The organism is Nocardioides palaemonis (assembly GCF_018275325.1).
In the GTDB taxonomy this organism is placed as follows: domain Bacteria; phylum Actinomycetota; class Actinomycetes; order Propionibacteriales; family Nocardioidaceae; genus Nocardioides; species Nocardioides palaemonis.
Map to the genome: position 1 here is coordinate 56328 of NZ_JAGVQR010000003.1, position 25872 is coordinate 82199.

General features: G+C 69.3%; 18 protein-coding genes, 1 tRNA gene and 3 rRNA genes. 9 read left to right on the top strand and 13 right to left on the bottom strand.

Features of this window, described 5'->3' with window-relative positions; all coding sequences use genetic code 11:
- Window positions 1–12: 12 nt before the first annotated feature.
- The 6 genes from KDN32_RS12585 to KDN32_RS12610 all read right to left on the bottom strand — a co-directional run bounded on the left by KDN32_RS12585 (window position 13) and on the right by KDN32_RS12610 (window position 5335).
- On the bottom strand, window positions 13–813 hold the full coding sequence (locus KDN32_RS12585) for a Nif3-like dinuclear metal center hexameric protein (protein WP_211732619.1): 801 nt from the start codon (window positions 811–813) through the stop codon (window positions 13–15).
- 30 nt (window positions 814–843) lie between these two features.
- Window positions 844–2376: an AMP-binding protein gene (locus KDN32_RS12590; RefSeq protein WP_211732620.1), complete on the bottom strand. Its 1533-nt coding sequence runs from the start codon at window positions 2374–2376 to the stop codon at window positions 844–846.
- A gap of 128 nt (window positions 2377–2504) precedes the next feature.
- Window positions 2505–2576, bottom strand: a tRNA-Val gene (locus tag KDN32_RS12595).
- Window positions 2577–2766: 190 nt separating this feature from the next.
- The gene (locus tag KDN32_RS12600; protein WP_211732621.1) at window positions 2767–3240 is read right to left on the bottom strand and encodes a peroxiredoxin; all 474 of its coding nucleotides are present in this window, start codon (window positions 3238–3240) and stop codon (window positions 2767–2769) included.
- On the bottom strand, window positions 3237–4910 hold the full coding sequence (locus KDN32_RS12605; protein ID WP_307854051.1) for an AMP-binding protein: 1674 nt from the start codon (window positions 4908–4910) through the stop codon (window positions 3237–3239). The genes KDN32_RS12600 and KDN32_RS12605 overlap by 4 nt, the downstream gene beginning before the upstream one ends.
- Window positions 4907–5335: a DUF3052 domain-containing protein gene (locus KDN32_RS12610; RefSeq protein WP_372446529.1), complete on the bottom strand. Its 429-nt coding sequence runs from the start codon at window positions 5333–5335 to the stop codon at window positions 4907–4909. Before KDN32_RS12610 ends, KDN32_RS12605 begins: the two co-directional genes overlap by 4 nt.
- A gap of 284 nt (window positions 5336–5619) precedes the next feature.
- Between KDN32_RS12610 and aceE the strand changes: the two genes are divergently transcribed.
- Entirely contained in the window at window positions 5620–8343 is a 2724-nt protein-coding gene (aceE, locus tag KDN32_RS12615) for a pyruvate dehydrogenase (acetyl-transferring), homodimeric type (protein ID WP_211733168.1), read from the top strand.
- Window positions 8344–8452: 109 nt separating this feature from the next.
- On the opposite strand, the gene KDN32_RS12620 is transcribed toward aceE, so the two are convergent.
- Window positions 8453–9259 carry a helix-turn-helix domain-containing protein gene (locus tag KDN32_RS12620; RefSeq protein ID WP_211732622.1) on the bottom strand — a complete coding sequence of 269 codons (807 nt, stop codon included), beginning with the start codon at window positions 9257–9259 and terminating at the stop codon, window positions 8453–8455.
- A 116-nt stretch (window positions 9260–9375) separates the two neighbouring features.
- On the opposite strand from KDN32_RS12620, the gene KDN32_RS12625 reads away from it, so the two are divergent.
- On the top strand, window positions 9376–9762 hold the full coding sequence (locus tag KDN32_RS12625) for a VOC family protein (protein ID WP_307854053.1): 387 nt from the start codon (window positions 9376–9378) through the stop codon (window positions 9760–9762).
- A 7-nt stretch (window positions 9763–9769) separates the two neighbouring features.
- Here the strand turns inward: KDN32_RS12625 and KDN32_RS12630 are convergent, their stop codons facing one another.
- The gene (locus KDN32_RS12630; protein WP_307854054.1) at window positions 9770–10753 is read right to left on the bottom strand and encodes an alpha/beta fold hydrolase; all 984 of its coding nucleotides are present in this window, start codon (window positions 10751–10753) and stop codon (window positions 9770–9772) included.
- Window positions 10754–10923: 170 nt separating this feature from the next.
- Between KDN32_RS12630 and KDN32_RS12635 the strand changes: the two genes are divergently transcribed.
- The 7 genes from KDN32_RS12635 (at window position 10924) to KDN32_RS12665 (ending at window position 18033) form a co-directional block, all read left to right on the top strand.
- Window positions 10924–12096: a PucR family transcriptional regulator gene (locus tag KDN32_RS12635; protein WP_307854055.1), complete on the top strand. Its 1173-nt coding sequence runs from the start codon at window positions 10924–10926 to the stop codon at window positions 12094–12096.
- A 101-nt stretch (window positions 12097–12197) separates the two neighbouring features.
- Entirely contained in the window at window positions 12198–13382 is a 1185-nt protein-coding gene (locus KDN32_RS12640) for an acyltransferase domain-containing protein (protein ID WP_211732623.1), read from the top strand.
- Window positions 13382–14395, top strand: a complete 1014-nt coding sequence (locus tag KDN32_RS12645; RefSeq protein ID WP_211732624.1) for a beta-ketoacyl-ACP synthase III — start codon at window positions 13382–13384, stop codon at window positions 14393–14395. The genes KDN32_RS12640 and KDN32_RS12645 overlap by 1 nt, the downstream gene beginning before the upstream one ends.
- A gap of 49 nt (window positions 14396–14444) precedes the next feature.
- Window positions 14445–14690: an acyl carrier protein gene (locus KDN32_RS12650; protein ID WP_129456799.1), complete on the top strand. Its 246-nt coding sequence runs from the start codon at window positions 14445–14447 to the stop codon at window positions 14688–14690.
- A 103-nt stretch (window positions 14691–14793) separates the two neighbouring features.
- Complete coding sequence (fabF, locus tag KDN32_RS12655; RefSeq protein WP_211732625.1) at window positions 14794–16044, top strand: beta-ketoacyl-ACP synthase II; 1251 nt, start codon at window positions 14794–14796, stop codon at window positions 16042–16044.
- A 40-nt stretch (window positions 16045–16084) separates the two neighbouring features.
- Window positions 16085–17518: an acyl-CoA carboxylase subunit beta gene (locus tag KDN32_RS12660; protein ID WP_211732626.1), complete on the top strand. Its 1434-nt coding sequence runs from the start codon at window positions 16085–16087 to the stop codon at window positions 17516–17518.
- A gap of 74 nt (window positions 17519–17592) precedes the next feature.
- Window positions 17593–18033, top strand: a complete 441-nt coding sequence (locus KDN32_RS12665; RefSeq protein WP_211732627.1) for a hypothetical protein — start codon at window positions 17593–17595, stop codon at window positions 18031–18033.
- Window position 18034: 1 nt separating this feature from the next.
- Here KDN32_RS12665 and KDN32_RS12670 read toward each other — a convergent pair whose 3' ends face one another.
- The 5 genes from KDN32_RS12670 to KDN32_RS12690 all read right to left on the bottom strand — a co-directional run bounded on the left by KDN32_RS12670 (window position 18035) and on the right by KDN32_RS12690 (window position 25416).
- A complete protein-coding gene (locus KDN32_RS12670; RefSeq protein WP_211732628.1) occupies window positions 18035–18565 on the bottom strand; it encodes a DUF3145 domain-containing protein in 531 nt (176 codons plus the stop codon).
- 178 nt (window positions 18566–18743) lie between these two features.
- Window positions 18744–19775 (bottom strand): tetratricopeptide repeat protein, encoded by a 1032-nt coding sequence (locus KDN32_RS12675; protein WP_211732629.1) that lies wholly within the window; start codon window positions 19773–19775, stop codon window positions 18744–18746.
- A gap of 114 nt (window positions 19776–19889) precedes the next feature.
- A 5S ribosomal RNA gene (rrf, locus tag KDN32_RS12680) occupies window positions 19890–20007 on the bottom strand.
- Window positions 20008–20171: 164 nt separating this feature from the next.
- Window positions 20172–23306, bottom strand: a 23S ribosomal RNA gene (locus tag KDN32_RS12685).
- A 588-nt stretch (window positions 23307–23894) separates the two neighbouring features.
- Window positions 23895–25416: ribosomal RNA gene (locus KDN32_RS12690) — 16S ribosomal RNA — on the bottom strand.
- The 16S, 23S and 5S rRNA genes sit together here, the layout of an rRNA operon.
- Window positions 25417–25872: the final 456 nt, after the last annotated feature.

A 25872-nucleotide genomic window follows, 5' to 3' on the forward strand; every position in this document is an offset into this window, starting at 1 on the left:
GCGCTCCTGGCTTCAGTGACGGAACTTCCACGGGTCGGTGCACAGGGTGCTGACCCGCGTCTCGACCCTATCGCCCATGGCTGCGCGCAGCCGACCCTCCACCACCGGCAGCCAGGTCCACTCCGCCGCCCAGTGCGCCACGTCCACCAGCGCCGGGCCGCCGTGCTCGAGGAACTCCCCGGCCCGGTGGTGGCGCAGGTCGCTGGTGACGTACGCGTCGACGTCGCTGCGGGCGAGCTCGTCGAGGAGGAAGTCGCCCGCCCCGCCGCACACCGCCACCCGGCGCACCGGCCGCCCCGGGTCGCCGGCGACCCGGACCCCGTGGGCCGTCGCGGGCAGCGCCGCGGCCACCCGCGCCGCGAACGCATCGAGCGTGGTCGGCGCGAGGGTCCCGATCCGTCCGGTGCCGGTGGACGCGCCCTCCGCGACCGGCCGGATCGGCTCGAGGTCCTCGAGCCCCAGCGCGAGCGCCAGCGACTCCGAGACACCGCCGTCGGCCAGGTCGGCGTTGGTGTGCGCGGTCAGCAGCGCGCACCCGGAGGACGTCAGGGCGTGCAGCGTGCGCCCTTTCGGCGTCGTGGCGGCCACCGAGCTGACCGGCGTGAGCAGCAGCGGGTGGTGGACGACGAGCAGGTCGGCGCCCCAGTCGATCGCCTCCCGCGCGACCTCGATCGTCGGGTCGACGGCGAACGCGACCCGCCCCACCTCGGCGTCCGGGTCCCCCGCGACCAGGCCGACCGCGTCCCAGGAGTCCGCCGTCCCCGGCGGGTACCAGGTGTGCAGCAGGTCGACGACGTCGGCGAGGCGGGGCATGCCGCGAAGGCTAGCCGGGGCCGCCGGGCGTCAGTTGACCTGCCGCTCCTGGCCCTCCCAGTAGGGCTGGCGCAGCTTGAACTTCTGCAGCTTCCCGGTCGCGGTGCGGGCCAGCTCGTCGCGGAACTCGATCGACGTCGGCGCCTTGTAGCCGGCGGCCTTGTCCTTGCACCACGCGATCAGCTCGGCCTCGGTCGCGTCCGCCCCGTCGGCGAGCACGACGAGCGCCTTGATGGTCTCGCCCCACTTCTCGCTCGGGACGCCGATCACGGCGACCTCGGCGACCGCGGGGTGGGAGAACAGCACGTCCTCGACCTCGATCGACGACACGTTCTCGCCGCCGGTGATGATCACGTCCTTCTTGCGGTCCTGGATCGTGAGGTAGCCGTCGTCGCCGATCACGCCGCCGTCGCCGGTGTGGAACCAGCCGTCGACGAGCGCCTTGTCGGTCTCGTCCGGGCGCTCCCAGTAGCCGGTGAGGATGACGTTGGAGCGCGCCAGCACCTCGCCCTGCTCGTCGGTGCGGAGCGTGACGCCGAGGGCGGGCGCACCGGCCCGCACCAGCTTGGCGGCGCGGTCCTCCGGCGACAGGTCGTCCCACTCCGCGCGGGCGCGGTTGACGGTCAGCAGCGGCGAGGTCTCGGTGAGGCCGTAGATCTGCAGGAACTCCCAGCCGAGCTCCTCCTGGACCCGCACGACGGTCTTCGTCGGCGGCGGGGCGCCGGCCATGATGATCCTGACCCGGTCGCGCCCGGGGATCTCGCCCTCCCACGTCTGTGCGGCGTCGAGGACGGCCGCGGCGACGGCGGGCGCGGCGCACATGACGGTCACGCCGTGCTGCTCGACACGTCGGAGGATCTCCGCGCCGTCGACCTTGCGCAGCACGACCTGCGGGACGCCGAGGCCGGCCATCGTGAACGGCATCCCCCAGCCGTTGGCGTGGAACATCGGCAGCGTGTGGAGGTAGACGTCGCGGTCGGTGACGCCGGCGTGCAGGCCGAAGGTGAGCGCGTTGGTCCACAGGTTGCGGTGCGTGAGCTGGACGCCCTTGGGCCGCGCGGTCGTGCCGGAGGTGTAGTTGATGGTGGCCGTCGCGTTCTCGTCGGGCTCCCACGCCTGCGGCTCGACGCCGGGGGCGGCGTAGAGCGCGTCGTCGTCGCCCAGCGCGAACTTGTGCTCGACGTCGATGTCGCGGACGGTGTCGGCGAGCTCGGGGTCGAAGTAGAGGACCCGGGCGCCGGAGTGGGCGACGATGTAGGAGATCTCGTCGGGCCGCAGCCGGAAGTTGACCGGCACCAGCACCCGCCCCGACCCGCACACGCCCCAGAACGACGTCAGCAGGCGTGCGCTGTTGTGCGACACGACCGCGACCCGGTCGCCGACGCCGATGCCGAGCTCGTCGAGCCGGGCCGCCTGGCGGCGCGCCAGCGCGTGCACCTCGGCGTAGGTGCGCGTCCCGAGTCCCTCGGCCGGCTGGTCCGGCTCGTCGACGAACCCGGTGCGCTCGCCGTAGACCGTGCGGGCACGGTCGAGGAAGTCGTTGACGCTGAACGGGACGAACACGGTGGGGCTCCCTTGCGCTGGTGGCGGCTGGCGAGCCCACTGTGGCATGCGTCACCACGCGCCGCGAGGGCCGTGCGCCCGGCGGTCGGCGGGCCACGACGAGCGGGCAGGCAGCGGCCGGCAATGGGTGCGTCGGGACGGTTTCGAACCGCCGACCGCTCGGGTGTAAACCGAGTGCTCTACCGCTGAGCTACCGACGCGCGCGGCACACACTACGGGACCGGCAGGGAGGGCCGGAAAAGCCCAGGAAGCCACCGGGAAATAGAGTTGAGCCGCTGGCGTCTCGGGTCACCAGCGGCTCAACAAGTAGAAGATTACACCTCCGCGCAAGGCTGTCCGCGGTTTACCGAATTTCTTCCCGATCCGGTCTAGACCGCAGCGCGGACGGCCTCAGTGCAGGGCCGCCTGGAGCTCGCGCAGGTGCTCGTCGAGGTCGCGGCCGTCGGGGTTGGCGTTGTGCACCGACCAGCGCAGCCGCCCGTCGCGGTCGACCACGTAGGAGGAGCGTCGGGGCGCGCCCTTGGCGCTGTCGAAGACGTCGTAGGCCGAGGCCACCGCGCCGTGCGGCCAGAAGTCCGACAGCAGCGGGAAGTGCAGCCCCTCGGCCTCGGCGAACGACCGCAGCGCGTAGACGGGGTCGCACGAGAGCGCGAGCACCTCGGTGTCGAAGGTGAGGAACTCGTCGAGCCGGTCCCGCACGCCCGACAGCTCTCCGGTGCAGACGCCCGAGAACGCGAACGGGAAGAACATCAGCACGACCGCCTTGCGGCCGCGGAAGTCCGTGAGCCGGATGTCCTGGCCGAACTGGTCGCGCAACGCGAAGTCGGGCGCCTCCTCGCCGAGGCACAGACCCTGATCGCTCACCCTTGCTCCTCGCTGTCCTGCACGTCGTCCCGCTCGTCCCACCCGGCCAGCTCGCGCTTGAGCACCTTGCCGGTCGCGTTGCGCGGCAGCTCGTCGAGGAAGACGATCTCCCGCGGCACCTTGAACCGGGCCAGGTGGGCCTTCACGTGGTCGCGCAGCTGGTCGGCGGACACCTCGCCGCTGCGCACGACGAAGGCCCTCAACCGCTGACCGTAGTCGTCGTCCACGACACCCAGTGCAGCGACCTCCTCCACGTGCTCGTGGGCGACGAGGCAGTCCTCGACCTCCTGAGGGAACACGTTCTCGCCGCCGGACACGATCATGTCGTCGTCGCGCCCGGCGACGTGCAGCCGGCCGGCCGCGTCCCAGTAGCCGACGTCGCCCGACGCCATCAGGCCGTCGACGACCTCCTTCGACCCGCCGTGGGTGTAGCCGTCGAACAGCAGGCCGTTGCCGACGAAGATGCGCCCGGTCTCCCCCGGCGCCACCTCCTGGCCCTCCTCGTCGAGGATCCGCACCACGGTGCCGTGGGGCGGGCGTCCGGCCGACGTGGGGTCCGCGCGCAGGTCCTCGGGCGTCGCGATCGAGGCGTACGCCACCTCGGTCGAGCCGTAGATGTTGTAGAGGTGGTCGCCGAACCGGTCCATCCACGCCTCGGCGAGCGTCGCCGGCAGCGCCGAGCCCGACGACGCGACGACCTCGACGCGGCCCAGGTCGACCCGGTCGAGCACCTCGGGCGGCAGCGCGAGCATGCGCTGCAGCATCACCGGGATCACGACGAGGGACTGGCAGCGCTCGTCCTGGGTGACGCGCAGAGCGGTCTCGGGGTCGAAGGTGCGGCGCAGCACGACCGTGGACCCGAGCAGCATGGCGAGGGCCAGGTGGGCGAAGCCCCAGGTGTGGAACAGCGGCGCGGCGATGTGGGTGCGCCACCCGGCGCGCAGGGGCATCCGGGAGAGCAGCGAGACCGCGGCGTCGATGCCGGCCTCACGGCGGGGCGCACCCTTGGGCGTGCCGGTGGTGCCCGATGTCAGGATCACGATCCTGGCGTGCCGTCGCGGCGGGTGCAGGTCGCCCTCGTCGTGGGCCGAGACGAGCCGCTCGAGCGAGTCGTGCGCGGTGTCGCCATCGGTCCACGCCAGCACGCGGCGCTCGACCGACGCTCCGGCGAGCAGGTCGGTGAACTCCTCGTCGTGGACCACCAGGCGCGGCGCCTCGCGGTCGAGGACGTCGACCAGCTGGGGTCCGGCGAAGGCCGTGTTGAGGTAGAGCAGGTCCGCGCCGAGCTTGGCGACCGCGATCGACGCCTCGACGAAGCCGCGGTGGTTGCGGCACATCACCGCCACGGCGTCGCCCTCGCGCACGCCGCGCTCGGCGAACGCCCGCGCCAGGGAGTTGGACCGGCGGTGCAGCTCGCCCCAGGTCAGCTCGCCGAGCTCGTCTACCAGGCCGACCTGGTGCGGTGCGCGGTCGGCCAGCGAGGCGAACCCGCCGGCCGGACCGGTCCCCCAGCGGAGCACGGTGCGGCCGAGGTGCGCCAGCGTGCGCGGCCCGTACGGACGGATGACGCCCGCCCGGCCCAGGACGCGGAGCGTCGTGCCCGCCCCCGCCACGGTCCCGGCCAGCGCGTCGGCCGCGCCTCGGATCGCCCCCGGACGGGCGGGGGTCACGCCGGGGTCTTCGGCGCGACCAGGCGGGTGGCCTGCCAGTCCTTGCTGACCGACGCCGTCGTGGTCTGGGAGAGCCCGGCGATCGGTGCGGCCTCCGCGACGTCGGCGGCGTCCACCGTCCCGGGCCGGCCCACCTTGGGCGTGAGCAGCCAGATCGATCCGCCGCCGACCAGGTCGGTCAGCGCGTCGACGAGCCCGTCGACGAGGTCGCCGTCGTCGTCGCGCCACCACAGCAGCACGGCGTCGACCACGTTGCCGTAGTCGCCGTCGACCATGTCGGCGTCGATGCAGTCCTCGACCGCGATGCGCAGCTCGTCATCGGTGTCGTTGTCCCAGCCGAGTTCCTGGACGACCATGCCGGGCTTGAGCCCGAGGCGGTCCCCCATGCCTGTCACCGGGGCGGAACCGCCCACCGTCGAGCTCACGCAGTGCCTCCTGTGTCCGGGTGCACCCGTCCTGTGGACGGGCGCAGGTCACGCATAGTCCACCCGAACACAGCGGGACCTGCAACCCCGTCCCGCCCGCCGGGCACCGCACGGGCATGCTGCGTCGGGCCCCGCGGGAGCCCGCGAGCGACGCGGGTCACGCCCGGCGCGGGACTACCCACGGGTAGATTTCGTGGCGTCGGCTCGCGTGACACGATGAGCAGGTGAGTGACGTCGAGAAGTCCCCGGAGACGACCCCCCGGCAGTCCCCTGCCACGCCGTCGGTGATCCACGAGGGACTCCCCACCCAGCTGCCCGACATCGACCCCGACGAGACCCAGGAGTGGCTCGCGTCCTTCGACGCGATGCTCGACGACCGCGGTCGCGACCGGGCCCGCTACGTCATGCTGCGCCTGCTCGAGCGTGCGCGCGAGAAGCAGGTCGGCGTCCCGGCGCTGCGCTCCACCGACTACATCAACACCATCCCGCCCGAGCGCGAGCCGTGGTTCCCCGGTGACGAGGAGGTCGAGCGCCGCATCCGCGCGTTCATCCGCTGGAACGCCGCGGTGATGGTCTCCAGCGCCAACCGCAAGGGCCTCGAGGTCGGCGGCCACATCGCGACGTACCAGTCCTCGGCGTCGCTCTACGAGGTCGGCTTCAACCACTTCTTCCGCGGCAAGGACCACGCGGGCGGCGGCGACCAGCTCTACATCCAGGGCCACGGCTCGCCGGGCGTCTACGCCCGCGCGTTCCTCGAGGGCCGCCTGAGCGAGGAGCAGCTCTACCGCTTCCGCCAAGAGGTCCAGCACGGCAAGGGCGCCGGTCTGCCGTCCTACCCCCACCCGCGCCTGATGCCGGACTTCTGGGAGTTCCCCACCGTGTCGATGGGCCTGACGGCCATCAACTCGATCTACCAGGCCCGGTTCAACCGCTACCTGGACAACCGCGGCATCAAGGACACCTCGCAGCAGCACGTCTGGGCGTTCATGGGCGACGGCGAGATGGCCGAGCCCGAGTCGCTCGGCGCCATCCGCGTCGCGGCCCGCGAGGAGCTCGACAACCTCACCTGGGTGATCAACTGCAACCTGCAGCAGCTCGACGGCCCGGTCACGGGCAACGGCAAGATCATGCAGGAGCTCGAGGCCAACTTCCGTGGCGCCGGGTGGAACGTCATCAAGGTCGTCTGGGGCCGCGAGTGGGACGCCCTGCTCGCCAAGGACATGGACGGCGTCCTGGTCAACCGGATGAACTCCACGCCCGACGGCCAGTTCCAGACCTACTCCACCGAGGACGGCGCCTACGTCCGCGAGCACTTCTTCGGCTCCGACCCGCGGCTGCGCAAGATGGTCGAGCACATGTCCGACCAGCAGATCGAGAAGCTCCCCCGCGGCGGCCACGACTACCGCAAGGTCTACGCCGCGTTCGACGCCGCGACCAAGCACACCGGTCAGCCGACGGTGATCCTGGCGCACACCATCAAGGGCTGGACGATCGACGCCCTCGAGGGCAAGAACGCCACCCACCAGATGAAGAAGCTGACCCTCGCGGACCTCAAGAAGTTCCGCGACCGTCTCTACCTCCCGATCAGCGACCGCGACCTCGAGGAGTCCTACGAGAAGACCGGCGGCGCGCCGTTCTTCCACCCGGGCGCCGACGCGCCCGAGATCGAGTACATGCTCGAGCGCCGCCGCGCCCTCGGCGGCTCGGTCCCGCGCCGGGTCGACCGGGCGACCGCGCTCAAGCTGCCGGGCGACGAGGTCTACGCCGAGCTCAAGCAGGGCTCGGGCAAGAACAAGTTCGCCTCGACGATGGCCGTCGTCCGCCTGCTGCGCGACTGGATGAAGGACCCCGAGATCGGCGACCGCCTGGTCCCGATCGCGCCCGACGAGTACCGCACGTTCGGCATGGACTCGATGTTCCCGAGCGCCAAGGTCTACAACCCGGGCGGCCAGCAGTACGAGTCGGTCGACCGCAAGATGCTGCTGTCCTACAAGGAGTCCGCGCAGGGCCAGATGCTCCACGAGGGCATCTCGGAGGCGGGCGCCATGGCGTCGGCCACCGCGGCGGGCTCGGCGTACTCCACGCACGGCGAGCACATGATCCCGTTCTACATCTTCTACTCGATGTTCGGCTTCCAGCGCACCGGCGACTCGGTGTGGGCGATGGCCGACCAGCTCGCGCGCGGCTTCCTCATCGGCGCCACCGCCGGTCGCACCACGCTGACCGGCGAGGGCCTGCAGCACGCCGACGGCCACTCGCCGCTGCTCGCGGCGACCAACCCGGCGGTCGTGCACTACGACCCGGCGTTCGCCTACGAGATCAGCCACATCATGAAGGACGGCCTCGAGCGCATGTACGGCGCCGACGCCGAGGACGTCATCTACTACCTCACCGTCTACAACGAGCCGGTCTCGCAGCCCGCCGAGCCCGCCGACGTCGACGTCGACGGCATCCTCAAGGGCATCCACAAGGTCGCCACCGCCGAGGGCGAGGGCCCGCGGGTCCAGCTGATGGCCTCGGGCGTCGGCTACCCGTGGATCCACGACGCCGCGCGGATGCTCGCCGAGGACTGGGGCGTGCAGGCCGACCTGTGGTCGGTCACCTCGTGGAACGAGCTGGCCCGTGACGGCGCCGCGGCGGAGCAGTGGAACCTGCTCAACCCGGGTGAGCAGAAGCGCACCGCCTACGTCAGCGACAAGCTGGCCGGCGTGCAGGGCCCCGTCGTCGCGGTGTCGGACTACATGCGGGCCGTCCCGCTGCAGATCGCCCGCTGGGTCCCGGCCGACTACCGCGTGCTCGGCGCCGACGGGTTCGGCTTCGCCGACACCCGCCCGGCGGCCCGGCGCTTCTTCCACATCGACGCCGTCAGCGTCGTCGTGCAGGCCCTCCAGGCCCTCGCCGATGCCGGCGAGGTCCCGGTGGAGAAGGTCGTCGAGGCCGCGTCGCGCTACAAGATCGACGACCCGACCGCGACCAAGGACATCAAGCAGGAGGGTGGCGATGCCTGAGCAGCGCGGAGCGAGGAACGAGCTCCGCGCGTGGACGAAGGCAGGTTGAGCAAGACCTGCGGGTGAGCTCGCGAACCCGCAACGGTCGCGACGAAACCACCCTGGTGGGTCACGCCTCCCGTCTGTACGACGCGGGAGGGTGGCCCACCAGCTGCGTGAAGGCCCGGACCAGGTGGGACTGGTCGGCGTAGCCCAGCCTCGCGGCGAGTCCGGCCCAGTCGACGTCGTCGTCGCCGTGCGCCGCCGCCACGACGTCGAGCAGCCGGAACCGCTGCACCACCCACTTCGGCCCGACGCCGACGTGGCCACGGAACCAGCGCTGCAGGGTCCGCAGGCTCACCCCGGCGAGGTCCGCGAGCTGCTCGGCCCGCACCAGCGACGGGTCCTCCTCGGCCCGCTCGACGAGCGCCGCGAGCCGGCCCACCAGCGGGTCGTCGTCGCGCGGCAGGCCCCGGAGCCAGCGGCCGAGCGCCGCGGCCCCGTCCTCGGGGCGGGGGCAGGCGAGCACCTCCTCGGCCACGGCGCGGTCGTCCACGCCGAGCACGTCGGCGGCCGGGACCTCGCGGTCCAGCAGAGCCGAGACGTCACCGCGCAGCAGCGGGCGGAAGCCCGCCGGACGGAAGCCGGCGGCGACCGTGTGCCCCCGACCCTCGAGCCGCCGGGAGAACATCCGCTGGTGCACGCCGGTCACCAGCAGCCGCGGGCCGTCGGCCGTGACCTCCGCCGAGAGGTGGACGACCGGCCTCGGCACGACCTCCTGCTCGTGCGGCTCCGCGGTGTCCCACCGCACCCACCAGAAGTAGTCGACGAGGTCCGCGAGCCCCTCGGGCGGCTCCGCGCGCCCGATCTCGATGCGGTGCTGCGCGTGGCTCGGCCGCAGCACGGCGGCCCGGACGCGTCCGGCTCGGGTGGGCACGCGCCCACCCTAGGGCGGTGCGGGGACAGCGCCGTGTCGCGTTTGTCCAAGCCGCAGGGCCGGTCCCCGGCGGATGCTGGTCACCGGACGACGTACGGACGAGCAGAGGAGCAGACGTGGGCGAGCAGGACCTGACGGCGCGGATCGCGATGGTGACGCTGGACTGTGCGGAGGTCGCACCGTCCGCCGACTTCTGGTCGACCTTCCTCGGGTGGGAGGTGGCGGCGAGCACCGACGACTACGCGATGCTCACCCCGCCGGGCGGCGGCCCGGCCCTCGGCCTCGGGCGCGTCGAGGACCACCAGCCGCCCGCGTGGCCCGACGAGGGCGGGCGCAAGCAGTTCCACCTCGACCTCGCCGTCGACGACCTCGACGCCGCGGCCGCCCGGGCGACGTCACTCGGGGCGCGGCTCGCCGACCCCCAGCCCGGCGAGACCTGGCGCGTGCTGATCGACCCGGCCGGGCACCCGTTCTGCCTGACCGACGCGAAGAGCTGGGGCTGAGCCGGCGTCAGGCGCCGGCGCGCCGCACCGCGTGCACCGGCGCGAGCGGCGGCTCGCCGGCCGCGGCGTGGACCGGCGGGACCGGTGCGCCCTCCTCGAGCAGGTCGCGCCAGCGGTCGCGGTCGTAGGCCGCGGGTGCGGTGGTGCGGATGAAGTCGCGGACCACCTTCACGAAGCGCTGCGGGTGGTCCTTGTGCGGGAAGTGGCCGGCGTTGGGGATCACCTCGACCCGTGCGGTCGGGGCGAGGGCGCCCGCGTTGCTCGCGTGCGCGACCGGGATGACCACGTCCTCGGCGCCCCACACGACCAGCATCGGCATCGCCTCGGTGAGGTAGGCGCGGTCGGCCATCGTCACGATCTGGCCGCGCCAGTCCACGACCGCCCGGACGACGTGGCGGATCGCGGCACGGGTGCGGGGGTCGGCGAAGGAGTCGTAGATGTCGGCGACCTCGTCGAGGTCGCGCAGCTGGCTCACGCCGGAGCGGGCGAGCAGCCGCATCGCCGTGGTCGTCGCGTGGCGCACGCCGGGGAGGGTCAGCACGCCCATCGCCTGCTGGAAGCCGGGGGTCGTGATCGCGCGGATCGCCGGGCTGACCTCGGGACCGAGACCCCCGGAGCCGACGAGGACGAGCCGCTCGGTGCGCTCGGGGTACTGGTAGGCGAACTGCATCGCCACTCCCCCGCCGAAGCTGTGGCCGACCACGGTGGCCGAGTCGATGCCCAGGACCGTCAGGAGGTCGCGCATGCCGTTGGCGTAGCCGCCCACGCTGTAGTCCGCACGCGGCTTGTCCGAGGCGCCGTGGCCCAGCAGGTCGGGGGCGATCACGGTGTGGGTGCGGGCCAGCGACTCGATGACCGGGTCCCAGGTCGTGTGGTCGCACGCGAGCCCGTGCAGCAGCAGGACGACCGGGCCGGACCCGCGCCGGACGTACGCACGGCGGTGCCCGTGCACGGTGACGTGCTGCAGGTGCGGGGTGCTGCGTCGGCGCACGGGGACTCCGTCGGGGTCGGCCGGGTGGGGGATGTCCGGGATTCAACCAGACCACCGTGCCTCCGGACCCACCCGCACCGGCGGGAGGCCGCGCCGATGCCGGATCGTGACCTGCCGCGCGGCGTTCGTGGGAATCCCACTACCAGCCCGACCCCACTACAGTCGACCCCGTGCCCGCCTCCCGACGCCGCGCCGCCGACGCGCTCCGCAGCTCCGCCGGCGCCCTGAGCACCGCCGCGACCGCCCGGATGGCCACCGACCTGCCCTGGTTCGACGACCTCAGCGCCGAGGACCGCTCGTGGGTCGGGCTCATCCTGCAGTCCGGCATCCGGGGCTTCGTCGACTGGTACGACGGCGAGGTCGAGGCCACCGCCCACGACCCGCTCGACGTCGTCGTGTTCGGCGCCGCGCCCCGCGAGCTCACCGGCGTCATCTCGCTCCAGCAGACCGTCGAGCTGGTCCGGCTGAGCATCCGCGTGGTCGAGACGACCATCGACGACCTGCTCCACCCCGAGGACGCGCGCCAGGTCCACGACGCTGTCCTGCGCTACGCCCGCGAGGTCGCGTTCGCCACCGCCGCGGTCTACGCCCGCGCCGCGGAGTCGCGTGGCGCCTGGGACGCCCGGCTCGAGGCGCTGGTCGTCGACGCCGTGGTGCGCGCGGAGGCGGACGAGACGGTGCTCTCGCGCGCGAGCGCGCTCGGGTGGGGCGCGCACGGCGACGTCGCCGTCGTGCTGGGCGCCACGCCGCCGCACCGCGCGGAGCTCGACGTCTTCGAGTCCGTGCGCCGCTCCGCCCGCGCGGGCGGCATGGACGCCCTCTGCGCGACCCAGGGCGAGCGGCTGGTCGTCGTCCTGGGCGGCGTCTCCGACCCGCTGAAGGCCGCCACCCGCCTCCTCGACCACTTCGGCGACGGGCCCGTGGTCGTCGGTCCGGTCACCGCCGACCTGGCCCACGCCAGTGCCTCGGCACGCGCCGCGCTGTCCGCCCACCGGGCCGCCGCCGGGTGGCCCGACGCCCCGCGTCCGGTGGCCAGCCGCGACCTGCTCCCCGAGCGCGCGCTCGCCGGCGACGGCCACGCCCGCCGCCACCTCGTCGACGAGGTCTACCTGCCCCTCGTCGCCACCCGCGGCACGCTGCTCGAGACCCTCGCGGCGTGGTTCGAGCACGGCGCCTCGATCGAGGGCACCGCCCGCGCCCTCTTCGTCCACCCGAACACCGTGCGCTACCGCCTGCGCCAGGTCACCGAGGTCACCGGGTGGTCGCCGACCCGCCCGCGCGAGGCGTTCGCGCTCCAGCTCGCGCTGATCCTGGGCCGCCAGTCCGGCCGTACGGAGCTGTGAGCCGCCGCGTCGACTTTTGTAGGGAACCTACAAGGTTCTGGGGGTCAGTTTCGTCGGCGTCGGACCCGCGGCCGCGCCGCCCGACCCGGCAGAGTGGTCACGTGCTCGTCATCGTCGCCCCCGGTCAAGGGGCCCAGACCCCCGGTTTCCTCACGCCCTGGCTCGAGGACCCCGTCTTCGCCGGCCGCTTCGAGTGGCTCTCGACCGTCGCCGGCATCGACCTGCCGCACTACGGCACCGAGGCCGACGCGGAGACCATCCGCGACACCAAGGTCGCCCAGCCGCTGCTGGTCGCGACCGGCCTGGTGGCCGCCCTCGACCTGTTCCCGCACCCGGCCGACGCCTTCTCGCGCATCGGCGCGGTCGCCGGCCACAGCGTGGGCGAGCTGACCGCGGCAGCCGGAGCCCGCGCGATCACCGCCGAGCAGGCGATGGTCCTCGTGCGCGAGCGGGGCAACGCGATGGCCGAGGCCGCCGCCACCACCGCGACCGGCATGACCGCCGTGCTGGGCGGCGACCGCGACGAGGTCCTCGCCGCCATCGAGGCACAGGGGCTGACCGCCGCCAACGACAACGGACCCGGCCAGGTCGTCGCCGCCGGCACCATGGAGCAGCTGGCGGCCTTCGCCGACCAGCCGCCGGCCAAGGCACGCCTGATGCCGCTGAGCGTCGCCGGCGCCTTCCACACCCACCACATGGCTCCTGCCGTCGACCGGCTCGGGCAGCTCGCGCGGTCAGTCTCCACCCACGACCCGCGCACGCCGGTGATCTCGAACAAGGACGGCCAGGTCGTCCACGACGGCCGCGAGGTGCTGCGCCGGATCGTCGGCCAGATCTCCAACCCGGTGCGCTGGGACCTCTGCATGGAGACGATGACCGACCTCGGCGTGACCGGCATCCTCGAGATGCCGCCGGCCGGGACGCTCACCGGCATCGCCAAGCGGGCGCTCAAGGGGGTCGAGACCTTCGCGCTCAAGACGCCCGACCAGCTCGACGCCGCCCGGGAGTTCTGCGACACGCACGGTGAGGCCTCGATGATCGAGACCACCCCCACCTGGCGGATGATCGTCTCCCCCGCCAAGGGCACCTTCCACCTCGCGTCGCAGGCCGTCGAGCGCGACGTGCTCGCGCCGGGGGCCACGATCGGCGCGGTCGCCAGCCTGCGCGACCGCACCGACGTCACCGCCCCGCATGGCGGCTCGGTCGTCGAGTGGCTGGTCGAGGACGGCGACCTGGTCTCCCCCGGCCAGCCGCTGCTCCGCCTGCACCCGGAGGCGACGCACTGATGGCTCCCATCGCCGCCACCACCGGTGCACCGCACGCGCGCATCCTGGGGATGGGCTCCTACCGCCCGACCCGCCTCGTGCCCAACTCCGAGGTCGTCGACGCGATCGACTCCAGCGACGAGTGGATCCAGCAGCGCTCCGGCATCCGGACCCGTCGCTGGGCGGGTCCCGAGGAGTCCGTCCAGATGATGTCGGTCGAGGCGTCGCGGGCCGCGATCGAGCGCGCCGGGCTCTCGGTCGGCGAGATCGACTGCGTCGTGGTCGCCACCGTGAGCCACCTGCTGCAGACCCCCGCCGTCGCCACCGCGATCGCCCACGAGCTCGGCACCGACGGCGCGGCCGCCTTCGACATCTCCGCCGCGTGCGCCGGGTTCTGCCACGGCATCGCGATGGCCTCCGACATGGTCCGGGCCGGCAGCGCCCGCCACGTCCTCGTCGTGGGCGTCGAGCGACTCACCGACATCCTCGACCTCACCGACCGCGGCACGGCCTTCATCTTCGCCGACGGCGCGGGCGCCGCCGTCGTCGGCCCGAGCGACACCCCCGGCATCGGGCCCGTCGTCTGGGGCTCCGACGGCGAGCAGTTCGACCTGATCCGCCAGCGCGAGGACTGGCGCGACGTCGTCGGCACCACGACGCAGCCCGGCTCCGGCGTGATGCCCCACCTGACCATGCAGGGCAACCCCGTGTTCCGGTGGGCGTCCTTCGCGATGGCCAAGATCGGCCAGCAGGCGCTCGACGTGGCCGGCGTGTCCATCGACGAGCTCGACGTCTTCGTCCCCCACCAGGCCAACATGCGCATCATCGACGCCATGGCGCGCTCGATGAAGCTGCCCCCCTCGGTCCGGATCGCCCGCGACGTTGCCGACCAGGGCAACACCTCCGCCGCCTCCATCCCGCTCGCGCTCGACCGGATGATGCTCGAGGGCGAGGCCCGCAGCGGCGACACCGCCCTGCTCATCGCGTTCGGGGCCGGCCTGGCCTACGCCGCGCAGGTCGTCACCGTCCCCTGACGCACCCCCGTACCCACCCAGCACCACCACACAGAAGAAGGGAAGGCCCATGGCCACCACCGAAGAAATCCGCGCCGACCTCGCCGACATCGTCAACGAGGTGGCCGGCGTCGACGCCGACGACGTCCAGCTGGACAAGTCCTTCGTGGACGACCTCGACGTCGACTCGCTCTCCATGGTCGAGGTCGTCGTGGCCGCCGAGGAGAAGTTCGGCGTGACCATCCCCGACGACGAGGTCAAGAACCTCAAGACCGTCGGCGACGCCGTCGCCTACATCGAGCGCGCCCAGGGCTGAGCCCGCCCGACGTCGCGGGCGGCCGAGCACCCCTCGGCCGCCCGCGCACCCGGATCCTCCCCACCTCCGCGACCATCCCCTGCGAGAAACGGATACCCCACTGATGCCCTCGACCCGCGTAGTCGTCACCGGCCTCGGCGCCACCTCCCCCGTCGGCGGGGACGTCCCCACGACCTGGCAGGCGATGCTCGCCGGCACGTCGGGCATCGCGCGTCTCGAGGACGAGTGGGCCGACCAGCTGCCGGTGAAGATCGGCGGCCGTGTCGCGGTCGAGCCCTCCGAGGTGCTCGACCGGGTCAAGGCCCGCCGCCTCGACCGCTCCAGCCAGTTCGCGATGGTCGCCGCCGACCAGGCGTGGGCCGACGCGGGCCTGGAGGGCTCCGGCCTCGAGCCCGAGCGCCTCGGTGTCGCGCTCGCGTCCGGCATCGGCGGGGTCACCACCCTGCTCGCCAACTACGACACGCTGCTCGAGAAGGGACCGCGCCGCGTCTCGCCGCTGGCCGTCCCGATGCTTATGCCCAACGCCCCGGCCGCCAACGTGAGCCTGAAGTACGGCGCCCGCGCGGCCGTCCACGCGCCGACCTCCGCGTGTGCCTCCGGCAACGAGGCGATCGCGATGGCGATCGACCTGATCCGCCTCGGCCGCGCCGACGTCGTCCTCGCCGGCGGCACCGAGGCCGCGATCCACCCGCTGCCGATGGCCGCGTTCGCGAACATGATGGCGCTGTCGAAGACCGGCACCGACGACGACCGCGACCCCGCGTCGGTCTCCCGGCCCTGGGACGTCGCGCGCGACGGCTTCGTGCTCGGCGAGGGCGGCGCCGTCCTCGTCCTCGAGTCCGAGGAGCACGCCCGCGCGCGTGGCGCGACGATCTACGCCGAGGTGCGCGGCGCCGGCATCAGCAACGACGCCCACGACATCGCGCAGCCCGACCCCGAGGGTCGCGGCGGCACCCGCGCCATCCAGATGGCCCTGCGCGAGGGCGACGTGGACCCCGCCACCGTCGTCCACGTCAACGCCCACGCGACGTCGACGCCCAAGGGCGACATCGCCGAGGGCCTGATGCTCCACGCCGTCCTCGGCGACCACGTCGACCGCTGCGTCGTCACCAGCACCAAGTCGATGACCGGCCACCTCCTCGGCGGAGCCGGCGCGCTCGAGGCGGTCGCCACCGTGATGGCCCTCCACGACCGCGTGAGCCCGCCGACGATCAACCTGGACGACAAGGACCCCGAGGTCGACCTCGACATCCCCACGTCGCGCCGTGACCTGCCCGAGGGCGACATCGTCGCGCTCAACAACTCCTTCGGCTTCGGTGGCGCCAACGTCGCCGTCGCCTTCGGAAACGCCTGACCGGCGCTCCGCAGACCCGCCCTCGGAAGGAAACCCGCCCGTGACCGCCACCGCCGCACCCGCCAAGGTCAAGCTCCCGCGCGAGGAGGACCCCCGCAACCCGGTCCACCGGCTGACCGCGCTGCTCGACGAGGGCACCCTCGAGCTGATCACCCCGGACGACGAGTCCGGGATGCTCGCCGCGGTCGGTCGCGTCGACGGCACCCAGGTCGTCGCGTTCTGCAGCGACGCCACGGTGATGGGTGGCGCGATGGGCGACGTCGGGTGCCGGGTCGTGGTCGACGCCTACCACCGCGCCATCACCGACGGCGTGCCGATCATCGGGCTGTGGCACTCCGGCGGCGCCCGCCTGGCCGAGGGCGTGCTGTCCCTCCACGCGGTCGGCCGGATCTTCCAGGTGATGACCCAGGCGTCCGGGGTCATCCCCCAGATCTCCGTGGTGCTCGGTCCCGCCGCCGGCGGCGCGGCCTACGGTCCCGCCCTCACCGACGTCGTCATCCTCGGGCCGGAGGGACGCATCTTCGTCACCGGACCCGACGTGGTGCGCTCGGTCACCGGCGAGGACGTCGACATGCTGCGCCTCGGCGGGCCCGAGCCGCACGGCCGCCGCTCCGGCGTCGTGCACATCCTCACCGAGTCCGAGCGTGAGGCGCTCGACCGGGCGCGCACGGTGGCCTCCCTGCTCGGTGCTCAGGGCAGCCTGGCCGCCGACTCGGTCGAGGACCGCGACCTCGGCGCCCTGCTGCCGGAGTCGAAGAAGCGGGCCTACGACGTCCACCCCCTGGTCGACGGGCTCCTCGACGAGGGAACCATGCAGGAGCTCCACGCGCGCTGGGCACCCAACATCGTCACCGCCCTCGGTCGGTTCGGCGGACGCACCGTCGGCGTCGTCGCCAACAACCCGCTGCGCCTCGGTGGCTGCCTCGACTCGTTGTCGGCCGAGAAGGCGTCCCGGTTCGTCCGCATGTGCGACGCGTTCGGCGTCCCGCTGGTGGTGCTGGTCGACGTGCCGGGCTACCTCCCCGGCGTCGGCCAGGAGTGGGACGGCGTGGTGCGCCGCGGCGCCAAGCTGCTGCACGCCTTCGGCGAGTGCGTGGTCCCGCGCGTCACCCTCGTCACCCGCAAGACCTACGGCGGCGCCTACATCGCGATGAACGCCCGCTCGCTGGGCGCGACGCGTGTCCTCGCGTGGCCCGGTGCCGAGGTCGCGGTGATGGGGGCGGTCGCCGCGATCCGGATCCTCCACCGCCGCAAGCTGGCCGAGGTCTCCCCCGAGATCCGCCCCCAGGTCGAGGCCGAGCTGGCCGCCGAGCACGAGCGGATCGCGGGCGGCGTCGACAAGGCCGTCGAGATCGGCGTCGTGGACGAGGTCGTCGAGCCGACCCGCACCCGCAGCGCGATCGCCGCGGCCATGCGTCACGAGGTCGACACCGCCGGGGTGCGACGCGGCCGGCACGGCAACATCCCGCTCTGACCGGCGCGTCGCTCAGGACGTAACGCACGTCACACCTCGTCGTTGGACCCTCCAGACCCACTCGGAGGTGTCCCATGACGAGCCTGCTCGCGGTGGCGGCGATGACCGCCAGCACGTTGGTGCCGCTCCCACCGCTCCCACCGCTCCCACCGCTCCTGCCCAGCCCCGAGCCCGCACCCACGGCCGGGGCGCCCGTCGCGGTGGCCGTGGCCGGGCCGGACGGTAGGTTGCGACGGGGGTGCCACGACTACGCGCTCACCTACGCGGTCACGGTGCCGGACGACGACTGGTCGCTCGACCTCAGCACGCGCGACCGTGACGGGCGAGGCGTCAGCGCCCAGTCGCTCCTCGGTCCCACCGACCCGGAGTCCGGCACGCTCCCCTTCCGCCTGTGCGGGCGCGCCACGAGCCCCGGACGGTTCACCGTGACCGGGGTGCTGGTCTCCTACGACGGCGCACAGGAGACGCGGGCTACGGTCGTCGCGACCTTCCGCCTGCGCAGGCGGGCTCGCTGAGTCAGACGACCTGGTGCAGCCACCGCACGGGGGCGCCCTCGCCCGCGTGCCGGAAGGTCTCGAGCTCGTCGTCCCACGGCTTGCCGAGGAGCTGGTCAATCTCGAGCAGCAGCGTGGTGTCGCCCAGCGCGGCCTTGACGACGGCGGCCTTCAGCCGGTCCTCGGGGATGAGGATGTCACCGTGCGGGCCGGTGATCGCGTGGAAGATGCCGAGCTCGGGCGTGCAGGAGAAGCGCGTGCCCTCGGTGGAGCTCGTCGGCTCCTCGGTGATCTCGAAGCGGAGGTGGTTCCAGCCGCGCAGCGCCGAGGCCACGGCAGCAGCCGTGCCGGCGGCGCCCGTCCAGGACAGCTCGGCACGGTAGGCACCCGGCTGGGCAGGCTGAGGCGTCCAGTCGAGCGAGACGGCCACGCCGAGCACTCCGCCGACGGCCCACTCGATGTGCGGGCAGAGTGCGGAGGGCGCAGAGTGCACGTAGAGGATGCCCCTCGTCCCCGGACCGTCCGGGCGCGAAGCAATGCGTGTGGTCACCATGACCTCCTTGAGTTCCGACGCTCCAGATGCGCCTTCCCCAGCGTTCTGTCGTCGTTGCTCTCGGAGTCCGAGTGACACCTATGTGATTAGTGGCTCCATTGTGACCCATGTGGCGCCTGAAAGCCAGCACGCCGCGACACGTCCGGGGACGGGTCGCGGCGTGGCAACGCGGGGGGCGTCAGCCCTGCCGGCGCTCGAGCAGGTCGGCGCGCTCGGCCGCGTCGGTCAGCTGCTCGCTGTCGATCGCGTGGGTGCGGTGGAACCACGCGAGCGCGTCGGCCTCACGACCTGCCGCCTCGAGGGTGTCCGCGTAGGCGTAGCGCAGCCGGACGACCCAGGCGGCACGGCTCTTGGACGTCAGCGGCGCCAGCTCCAGGGTGCGCAGGGCTGCGTCGAGCTGGCCCATGTCACGCCGCGCGCCGGCCTCGACGAGGGTCATCTCGGCCTTCGCCTCCGGGACGAAGTTCACCACCGACGGGCTCTTGGCAAGCTTGATGGCCTGCTCGGGGTTGCCGAGCGCACGGTGGCAGTCAGCCATGATCGGGAGGTAGTCCGTGGCGCCGTTCATCCGCTTTGCGGCACGCAGCTCCGCGAGCGCCTCGGCGTAGTGACCCGCGGCGTACGCCGCCTCACCCGTCGCCTCGCGGACGACCGCGAGGCGCGAGGCGCGGGCACGGGCCGCGAGCGTGTGCTGGTAGGCCGTCTCCGGGTCCTCGTCGATCAACAGCCCGGCTGCAGCGAGGTGCCGCGCGACGCGGGCGGCCAGCTTCTCGGGCAGACCCTTGAGCTGTGCGCGCACACCACGGTCGAGCTCGGCGCCAGTGACGTTCTCCGGGAGGTCGGGGCCGTCGTAGACCGCCTGCTCCGCGGTGCGCGGCCGCTCCTCGGTGCGGGGCCGGAAGGCGCGCTGCTGCGAGCTCGAGGGCCGGGAGCCTCCGCCCTTGCCCGCCGGCTTGCCGCTTGCAGGCTTGCCGCCGGTCGACTTGCCGCCGGAAGGCTTGCCGCCGGAAGGCTTGCCGCCCGCCGGCTTGCCGCCCTGGTAGCCGCCGCGGGACGACGAGCCCTTCGGGCCGCCCGTCCGCTCGGGCCCGCCACGACCGCCACCCTGGGCACCCCGCGACGAGCTGGCGCGACCGGAGCCGGACGCGCCACCGCGTCCACCGCTCGATGCTCCACGAGACGGACGCTGTCCTCGACGGTCCTCGGCCACAGCCGTACTTCCCTTCTCCACGCAACCGGTCCCCGATCACGGGCAACCGTACTCACTTCTGCCATGAAATGGCGCAGGGGCCACCAGTCACCTGGTGGCCCCTGCCAAATGTTTGTCCGGCGGCGTCCTACTCTCCCACAACCTCTCGGTTGCAGTACCATCGGCGCTGAAAGGCTTAACTTCCGGGTTCGGTATGGGACCGGGTGTTTCCCGTTTCGCTATGGCCGCCGTAACTCTTTCAACCTCATCCCCCTACGTTCCAGCTGGTGCTGGTGCTGGTGGTGGTGGGTGTGTTGGTTGGGAACTGCCTAGTGGACGCGAACATGTGTGTTCGTCTTTGCGCGTGTACGCACACGTGTTCGTGTGTGCGTGGGTGTGTGTGGTTTTGTACGTGGTTGGGACAAGCCCTCGGCCTATTAGTACCGGTCGGCTGGGCATTACTGCTGTACACCTCCGGCCTATCAACCCCATGTTCTGTGGGGGGCCTTACCCACTTACGTGGTGGGAAACCTCATCTTGAAACGTGCTTCCCGCTTAGATGCATTCAGCGGTTATCACTTCCGAACGTAGCCAACCAGCCGTGCTCTTGGCAGAACAACTGGCACACCAGAGGTTCGTCCATCCCGGTCCTCTCGTACTAGGGACAGCCTTTCTCAAGTTTCCTGCGCGCGCGGCGGATAGGGACCGAACTGTCTCACGACGTTCTAAACCCAGCTCGCGTGCCGCTTTAATGGGCGAACAGCCCAACCCTTGGGACCTACTCCAGCCCCAGGATGCGACGAGCCGACATCGAGGTGCCAAACCATCCCGTCGATATGGACTCTTGGGGAAGATCAGCCTGTTATCCCCGGGGTACCTTTTATCCGTTGAGTGACCACGCTTCCACATGCCGTGGCCAGATCACTAGTTCCGACTTTCGTCCCTGCTCGACATGTCTGTCTCACAGTCAAGCTCCCTTGTGCACTTACACTCGCCACCTGATTGCCAACCAGGCTGAGGGAACCTTTGAGCGCCTCCGTTACATTTTAGGAGGCAACCGCCCCAGTTAAACTACCCATCAGGCACTGTCCCTGATCCGGATAACGGACCTAGGTTAGACATCTAGTACGACCAGAGTGGTATTTCAACGTTGACTCCACCCCAACTGGCGTCGAGGTTTCACAGTCTCCCACCTATCCTACACAAGCCGTACCAAACACCAATACCAAACTATAGTAAAGGTCCCGGGGTCTTTCCGTCCTGCCGCGCGTAACGAGCATCTTTACTCGTAGTGCAATTTCGCCGAGTCCATGGTTGAGACAGTGGGAAAGTCGTTACTCCATTCGTGCAGGTCGGAACTTACCCGACAAGGAATTTCGCTACCTTAGGATGGTTATAGTTACCACCGCCGTTTACTGGGGCTTAAATTCTCAGCTTCGACTCCCGAAGGAATCTAACCGGTCCTCTTAACCTTCCAGCACCGGGCAGGAGTCAGTCCGTATACATCGTCTTACAACTTCGCACGGACCTGTGTTTTTAGTAAACAGTCGCTTTCCCCTGGTCTCTGCGGCCATCACCGCTTCCCCCAGCAAGTGGGTTCACGGATCCGGCCCCCCTTCTCCCGAAGTTACGGGGGCATTTTGCCGAGTTCCTTAACCATGGTTGTCTCGATCGCCTTAGTATTCTCTACTTGATCACCTGAGTCGGTTTGGGGTACGGGCGGCTCGTTTCTCGCTAGAGGTTTTTCTCGACAGCATAGGATCACCCACTTCGCCAGTATTGGCTCCGCGTCACGTCTCAGACTCCACACCCAAGTGGATCTGGCGGATTTGCCTACCAGACGTCCTACACGCTTGCCCACAGACAACCATCGCTGTGGTTGGGCTACCTTCCTGCGTCACCCCATCGCTTGACTACTACCAGCTCGGGTCCCACGCTCCACCCACCAGCCTCGCCCCGAAGGGTCCGGTCCGATGAGCTTCGGGTGGTTAGCATCACCAGGTTCGTCATGGGCGAAACTTCGCCGGTACGGGAATATCAACCCGTTGTCCATCGACTACGCCTGTCGGCCTCGCCTTAGGTCCCGACTTACCCAGGGCAGATTAGCTTGACCCTGGAACCCTTGATCATTCGGCGCACGGGTTTCTCACCCGTGATTCGCTACTCATGCCTGCATTCTCACTCGTGTGGCCTCCACACCTGGATCACTCCGGCGCTTCACTGCCCACACGACGCTCCCCTACCCATCCAGCGCACTGAACACCCATTAAGTAGGTACTGATGTATTCGCTGAATGCCATAGCTTCGGCGGATGACTTGAGCCCCGCTACATTGTCGGCGCGGAATCACTTGACCAGTGAGCTATTACGCACTCTTTCAAGGGTGGCTGCTTCCAAGCCAACCTCCTGGTTGTCAATGCGACTCCACATCCTTTTCCACTTAGTCACCGCTTAGGGGCCTTAGCTGATGGTCTGGGCTGTTTCCCTCTCGACTACGGAGCTTATCCCCCGCAGTCTCACTGCTGCGCTCTCACTTACCGGCATTCGGAGTTTGGCTAACGTCAGTAACCTTGTAGGGCCCATCGGCTATCCAGTGCTCTACCTCCGGCAAGAAACACACAACGCTGCACCTAAATGCATTTCGGGGAGAACCAGCTATCACGAAGTTTGATTGGCCTTTCACCCCTATCCACAGGTCATCCCCTCAGTTTTCAACCTAAGTGGGTTCGGTCCTCCACGTCGTCTTACCGACGCTTCAACCTGCCCATGGATAGATCACTTCGCTTCGGGTCTTGAGCGCGCTACTGAATCGCCCTATTCGGACTCGCTTTCGCTACGGCTTCCCCACACGGGTTAACCTCGCAACACACCGCAAACTCGCAGGCTCATTCTTCAAAAGGCACGCCGTCACCCCCACACAAGGTGTAAGGCTCCGACGGATTGTAGGCACACGGTTTCAGGTACTATTTCACTCCCCGCCAGGGGTACTTTTCACCTTTCCCTCACGGTACTTGTCCGCTATCGGTCATCAAGGAGTATTTAGGCTTAACGGGTGGTCCCGCCAGATTCACACGGAATTTCAGGGGTTCCGTGTTACTTGGGAACACTCTCGGAAGCCAGCGCTTGACGTCTACGGGCCTATCACCCTCTACGGTACGGCTTTCCAACCGACTTCGACTTCCACACTGGTTTCTTACTTCCTCCACGCACGGCAGCACGTGATGAGAGGTCCCACGACCCCGCGACTGCAACCCCTGCCGGGTATCACACAACCGCGGTTTAGCCTCATCCGATTTCGCTCGCCACTACTCTCGGAATCACTGTTGTTTTCTCTTCCTGTCGGTACTGAGATGTTTCACTTCCCGACGTTCCCTCCACACACCCTATGTGTTCAGATGCGGGTAACACGACATGACTCGTGCTGGGTTTCCCCATTCGGACACCCCCGGATCACAGCTCGGTTGCCAACTCCCCAGGGCTTATCGCAGGCTCCAACGTCCTTCATCGGCTCTTGATGCCAAGGCATCCACCATGTGCCCTTCATAGCTTGTCTCAACAACGTCAAAACAACACACGTCCCAAAACAAACACAAAGAACAACACCAGCCCACCCCACAATCACAGGGCAGACCAGCAACGCCGGCCAGCCCCCTCAAGACAAGGAAGAACCAGCCAGCAAAAACACTATCCACAACCAGTTCTCAACCAACCAGCCTCACCCGAAGGATCAACCAGCCAGAAAACACCTGATTGTGAAAGATGCTCGCGTCCACTATGCAGATCTCAAACAACAACCCCACCAACCCCCACCCACACCCCACAGGCGCGAACAGGTAGCAGGAGGAACCAGAAGACACCAACCCAAGCCAAGGAACAAACCCCGGCCCCGAAGACACACACCTCACGGCATGCACCCCACGGCTGATCCTTCAGGACCCAACAGTGTGTCCAACCACGCCCCCACCAACGCGGGGCCCATGACCAGGCGCCCCTGCATCTGCGAGCACAGCAAGCTGCACCCACCAGACACCACGAGACACCTGGCAGTCGACGATTCCACTAGTGAGACACCACCATGCGCCACCAGACAGCACTGGACCTTGTGGCCAGCCAGCTGATGGTCGGGGTGCGTGCTCCTTAGAAAGGAGGTGATCCAGCCGCACCTTCCGGTACGGCTACCTTGTTACGACTTCGTCCCAATCGCCAGCCCCACCTTCGACGGCTCCCTCCACAAGGGTTGGGCCACCGGCTTCGGGTGTTGCCGACTTTCGTGACGTGACGGGCGGTGTGTACAAGGCCCGGGAACGTATTCACCGCAGCGTTGCTGATCTGCGATTACTAGCGACTCCGACTTCATGGGGTCGAGTTGCAGACCCCAATCCGAACTGAGACCGGCTTTTTGGGATTCGCTCCCCCTCACGGGATCGCAGCCCTTTGTACCGGCCATTGTAGCATGCGTGAAGCCCTGGACATAAGGGGCATGATGACTTGACGTCATCCCCACCTTCCTCCGAGTTGACCCCGGCAGTCTCCTATGAGTCCCCACCACCCCAAAGGGCGTGCTGGCAACATAGAACGAGGGTTGCGCTCGTTGCGGGACTTAACCCAACATCTCACGACACGAGCTGACGACAGCCATGCACCACCTGTACACCCCCAAAAGAAGCCCCATCTCTGGAGCGGCAGGGTGTATGTCAAACCCAGGTAAGGTTCTTCGCGTTGCATCGAATTAATCCGCATGCTCCGCCGCTTGTGCGGGCCCCCGTCAATTCCTTTGAGTTTTAGCCTTGCGGCCGTACTCCCCAGGCGGGGCGCTTAATGCGTTAGCTGCGGCACGGAATCCGTGGAATGGACCCCACACCTAGCGCCCAACGTTTACGGTGTGGACTACCAGGGTATCTAATCCTGTTCGCTCCCCACACTTTCGCTCCTCAGCGTCAGGATATTCCCAGAGAACCGCCTTCGCCACCGGTGTTCCTCCTGATATCTGCGCATTTCACCGCTACACCAGGAATTCCGTTCTCCCCTGAATACCTCTAGTCTGCCCGTATCGAAAGCAAGCGCCGTGTTAAGCACGGCGTTTTCACTCCCGACGCGACAAACCGCCTACGAGCCCTTTACGCCCAATAATTCCGGACAACGCTCGCACCCTACGTATTACCGCGGCTGCTGGCACGTAGTTGGCCGGTGCTTCTTCTGTAGGTACCGTCACTCGCGCTTCGTCCCTACTGAAAGAGGTTTACAACCCGAAGGCCGTCATCCCTCACGCGGCGTTGCTGGATCAGGCTTCCGCCCATTGTCCAATATTCCCCACTGCTGCCTCCCGTAGGAGTCTGGGCCGTGTCTCAGTCCCAGTGTGACCGGTCACCCTCTCAGGCCGGCTACCCGTCGAAGCCATGGTGAGCCATTACCTCACCATCAAGCTGATAGGCCGCGAGCACATCCCTGGCCGAAAAACTTTCCACCACCAAACATGCGTAAAGTGGTCATATCCGGTATTAATCACCGTTTCCGGTGGCTATCCCAAAGCCAGGGGCAGATTACTCACGTGTTACTCACCCGTTCGCCGCTCGAGTACCCCCGAAGAGGCCTTTCCGCTCGACTTGCATGTGTTAAGCACGCCGCCAGCGTTCGTCCTGAGCCAGGATCAAACTCTCCATCGAAAAACACCACCCCCACCACCAACACCCACAAAAGGACGCCAACAGCAGGAGCGACAATCAATAAGAGCCACATCCCCTGACTGAACAAAACTAGCGAAAGACACCCACAACCAAAGCCATGGGCATCAGCCAGAATCATTGTCAAAGAAACCGCGACACCAAACCAAAGCCTGGCGCCAACGGGGCATAACAAACTAATTCGTCGACTAATCAAACACACTGTTGAGTTCTCAAGAATCAGACGCACCCACATCGCGATCCCATCAGGACCCCGGTCGCGTGGAGCAACTGGTGAAACCTAGCGAGCGGGCCTTTCGCGAGGCAAATCCCCGTGTCTCCCACTCACCGCTCGGTGGTGTCACCGTGACCGGTGACCGCTTCGAGCCGATCGCCTCGGGGCCGGGAGCCCGGCCTGACCGGCCTTGCTCCCCGCCGCTCCCTGGCGACAAAGAGAAC

Bases quoted from the DNA above. Each gene is read 5' to 3' on its own strand.
- KDN32_RS12585 (WP_211732619.1), bottom strand. From the start codon at position 813: ATGCCCCGCCTCGCCGACGTCGTCGACCTGCTGCACACCTGGTACCCG.
- KDN32_RS12645 (WP_211732624.1), top strand. From the start codon at position 13,382: ATGGCTCCCATCGCCGCCACCACCGGTGCACCGCACGCGCGCATCCTG.
- KDN32_RS12650 (WP_129456799.1), top strand. From the start codon at position 14,445: ATGGCCACCACCGAAGAAATCCGCGCCGACCTCGCCGACATCGTCAAC.
- fabF (WP_211732625.1), top strand. From the start codon at position 14,794: ATGCCCTCGACCCGCGTAGTCGTCACCGGCCTCGGCGCCACCTCCCCC.
- KDN32_RS12665 (WP_211732627.1), top strand. From the start codon at position 17,593: ATGACGAGCCTGCTCGCGGTGGCGGCGATGACCGCCAGCACGTTGGTG.
- KDN32_RS12670 (WP_211732628.1), bottom strand. From the start codon at position 18,565: ATGGTGACCACACGCATTGCTTCGCGCCCGGACGGTCCGGGGACGAGG.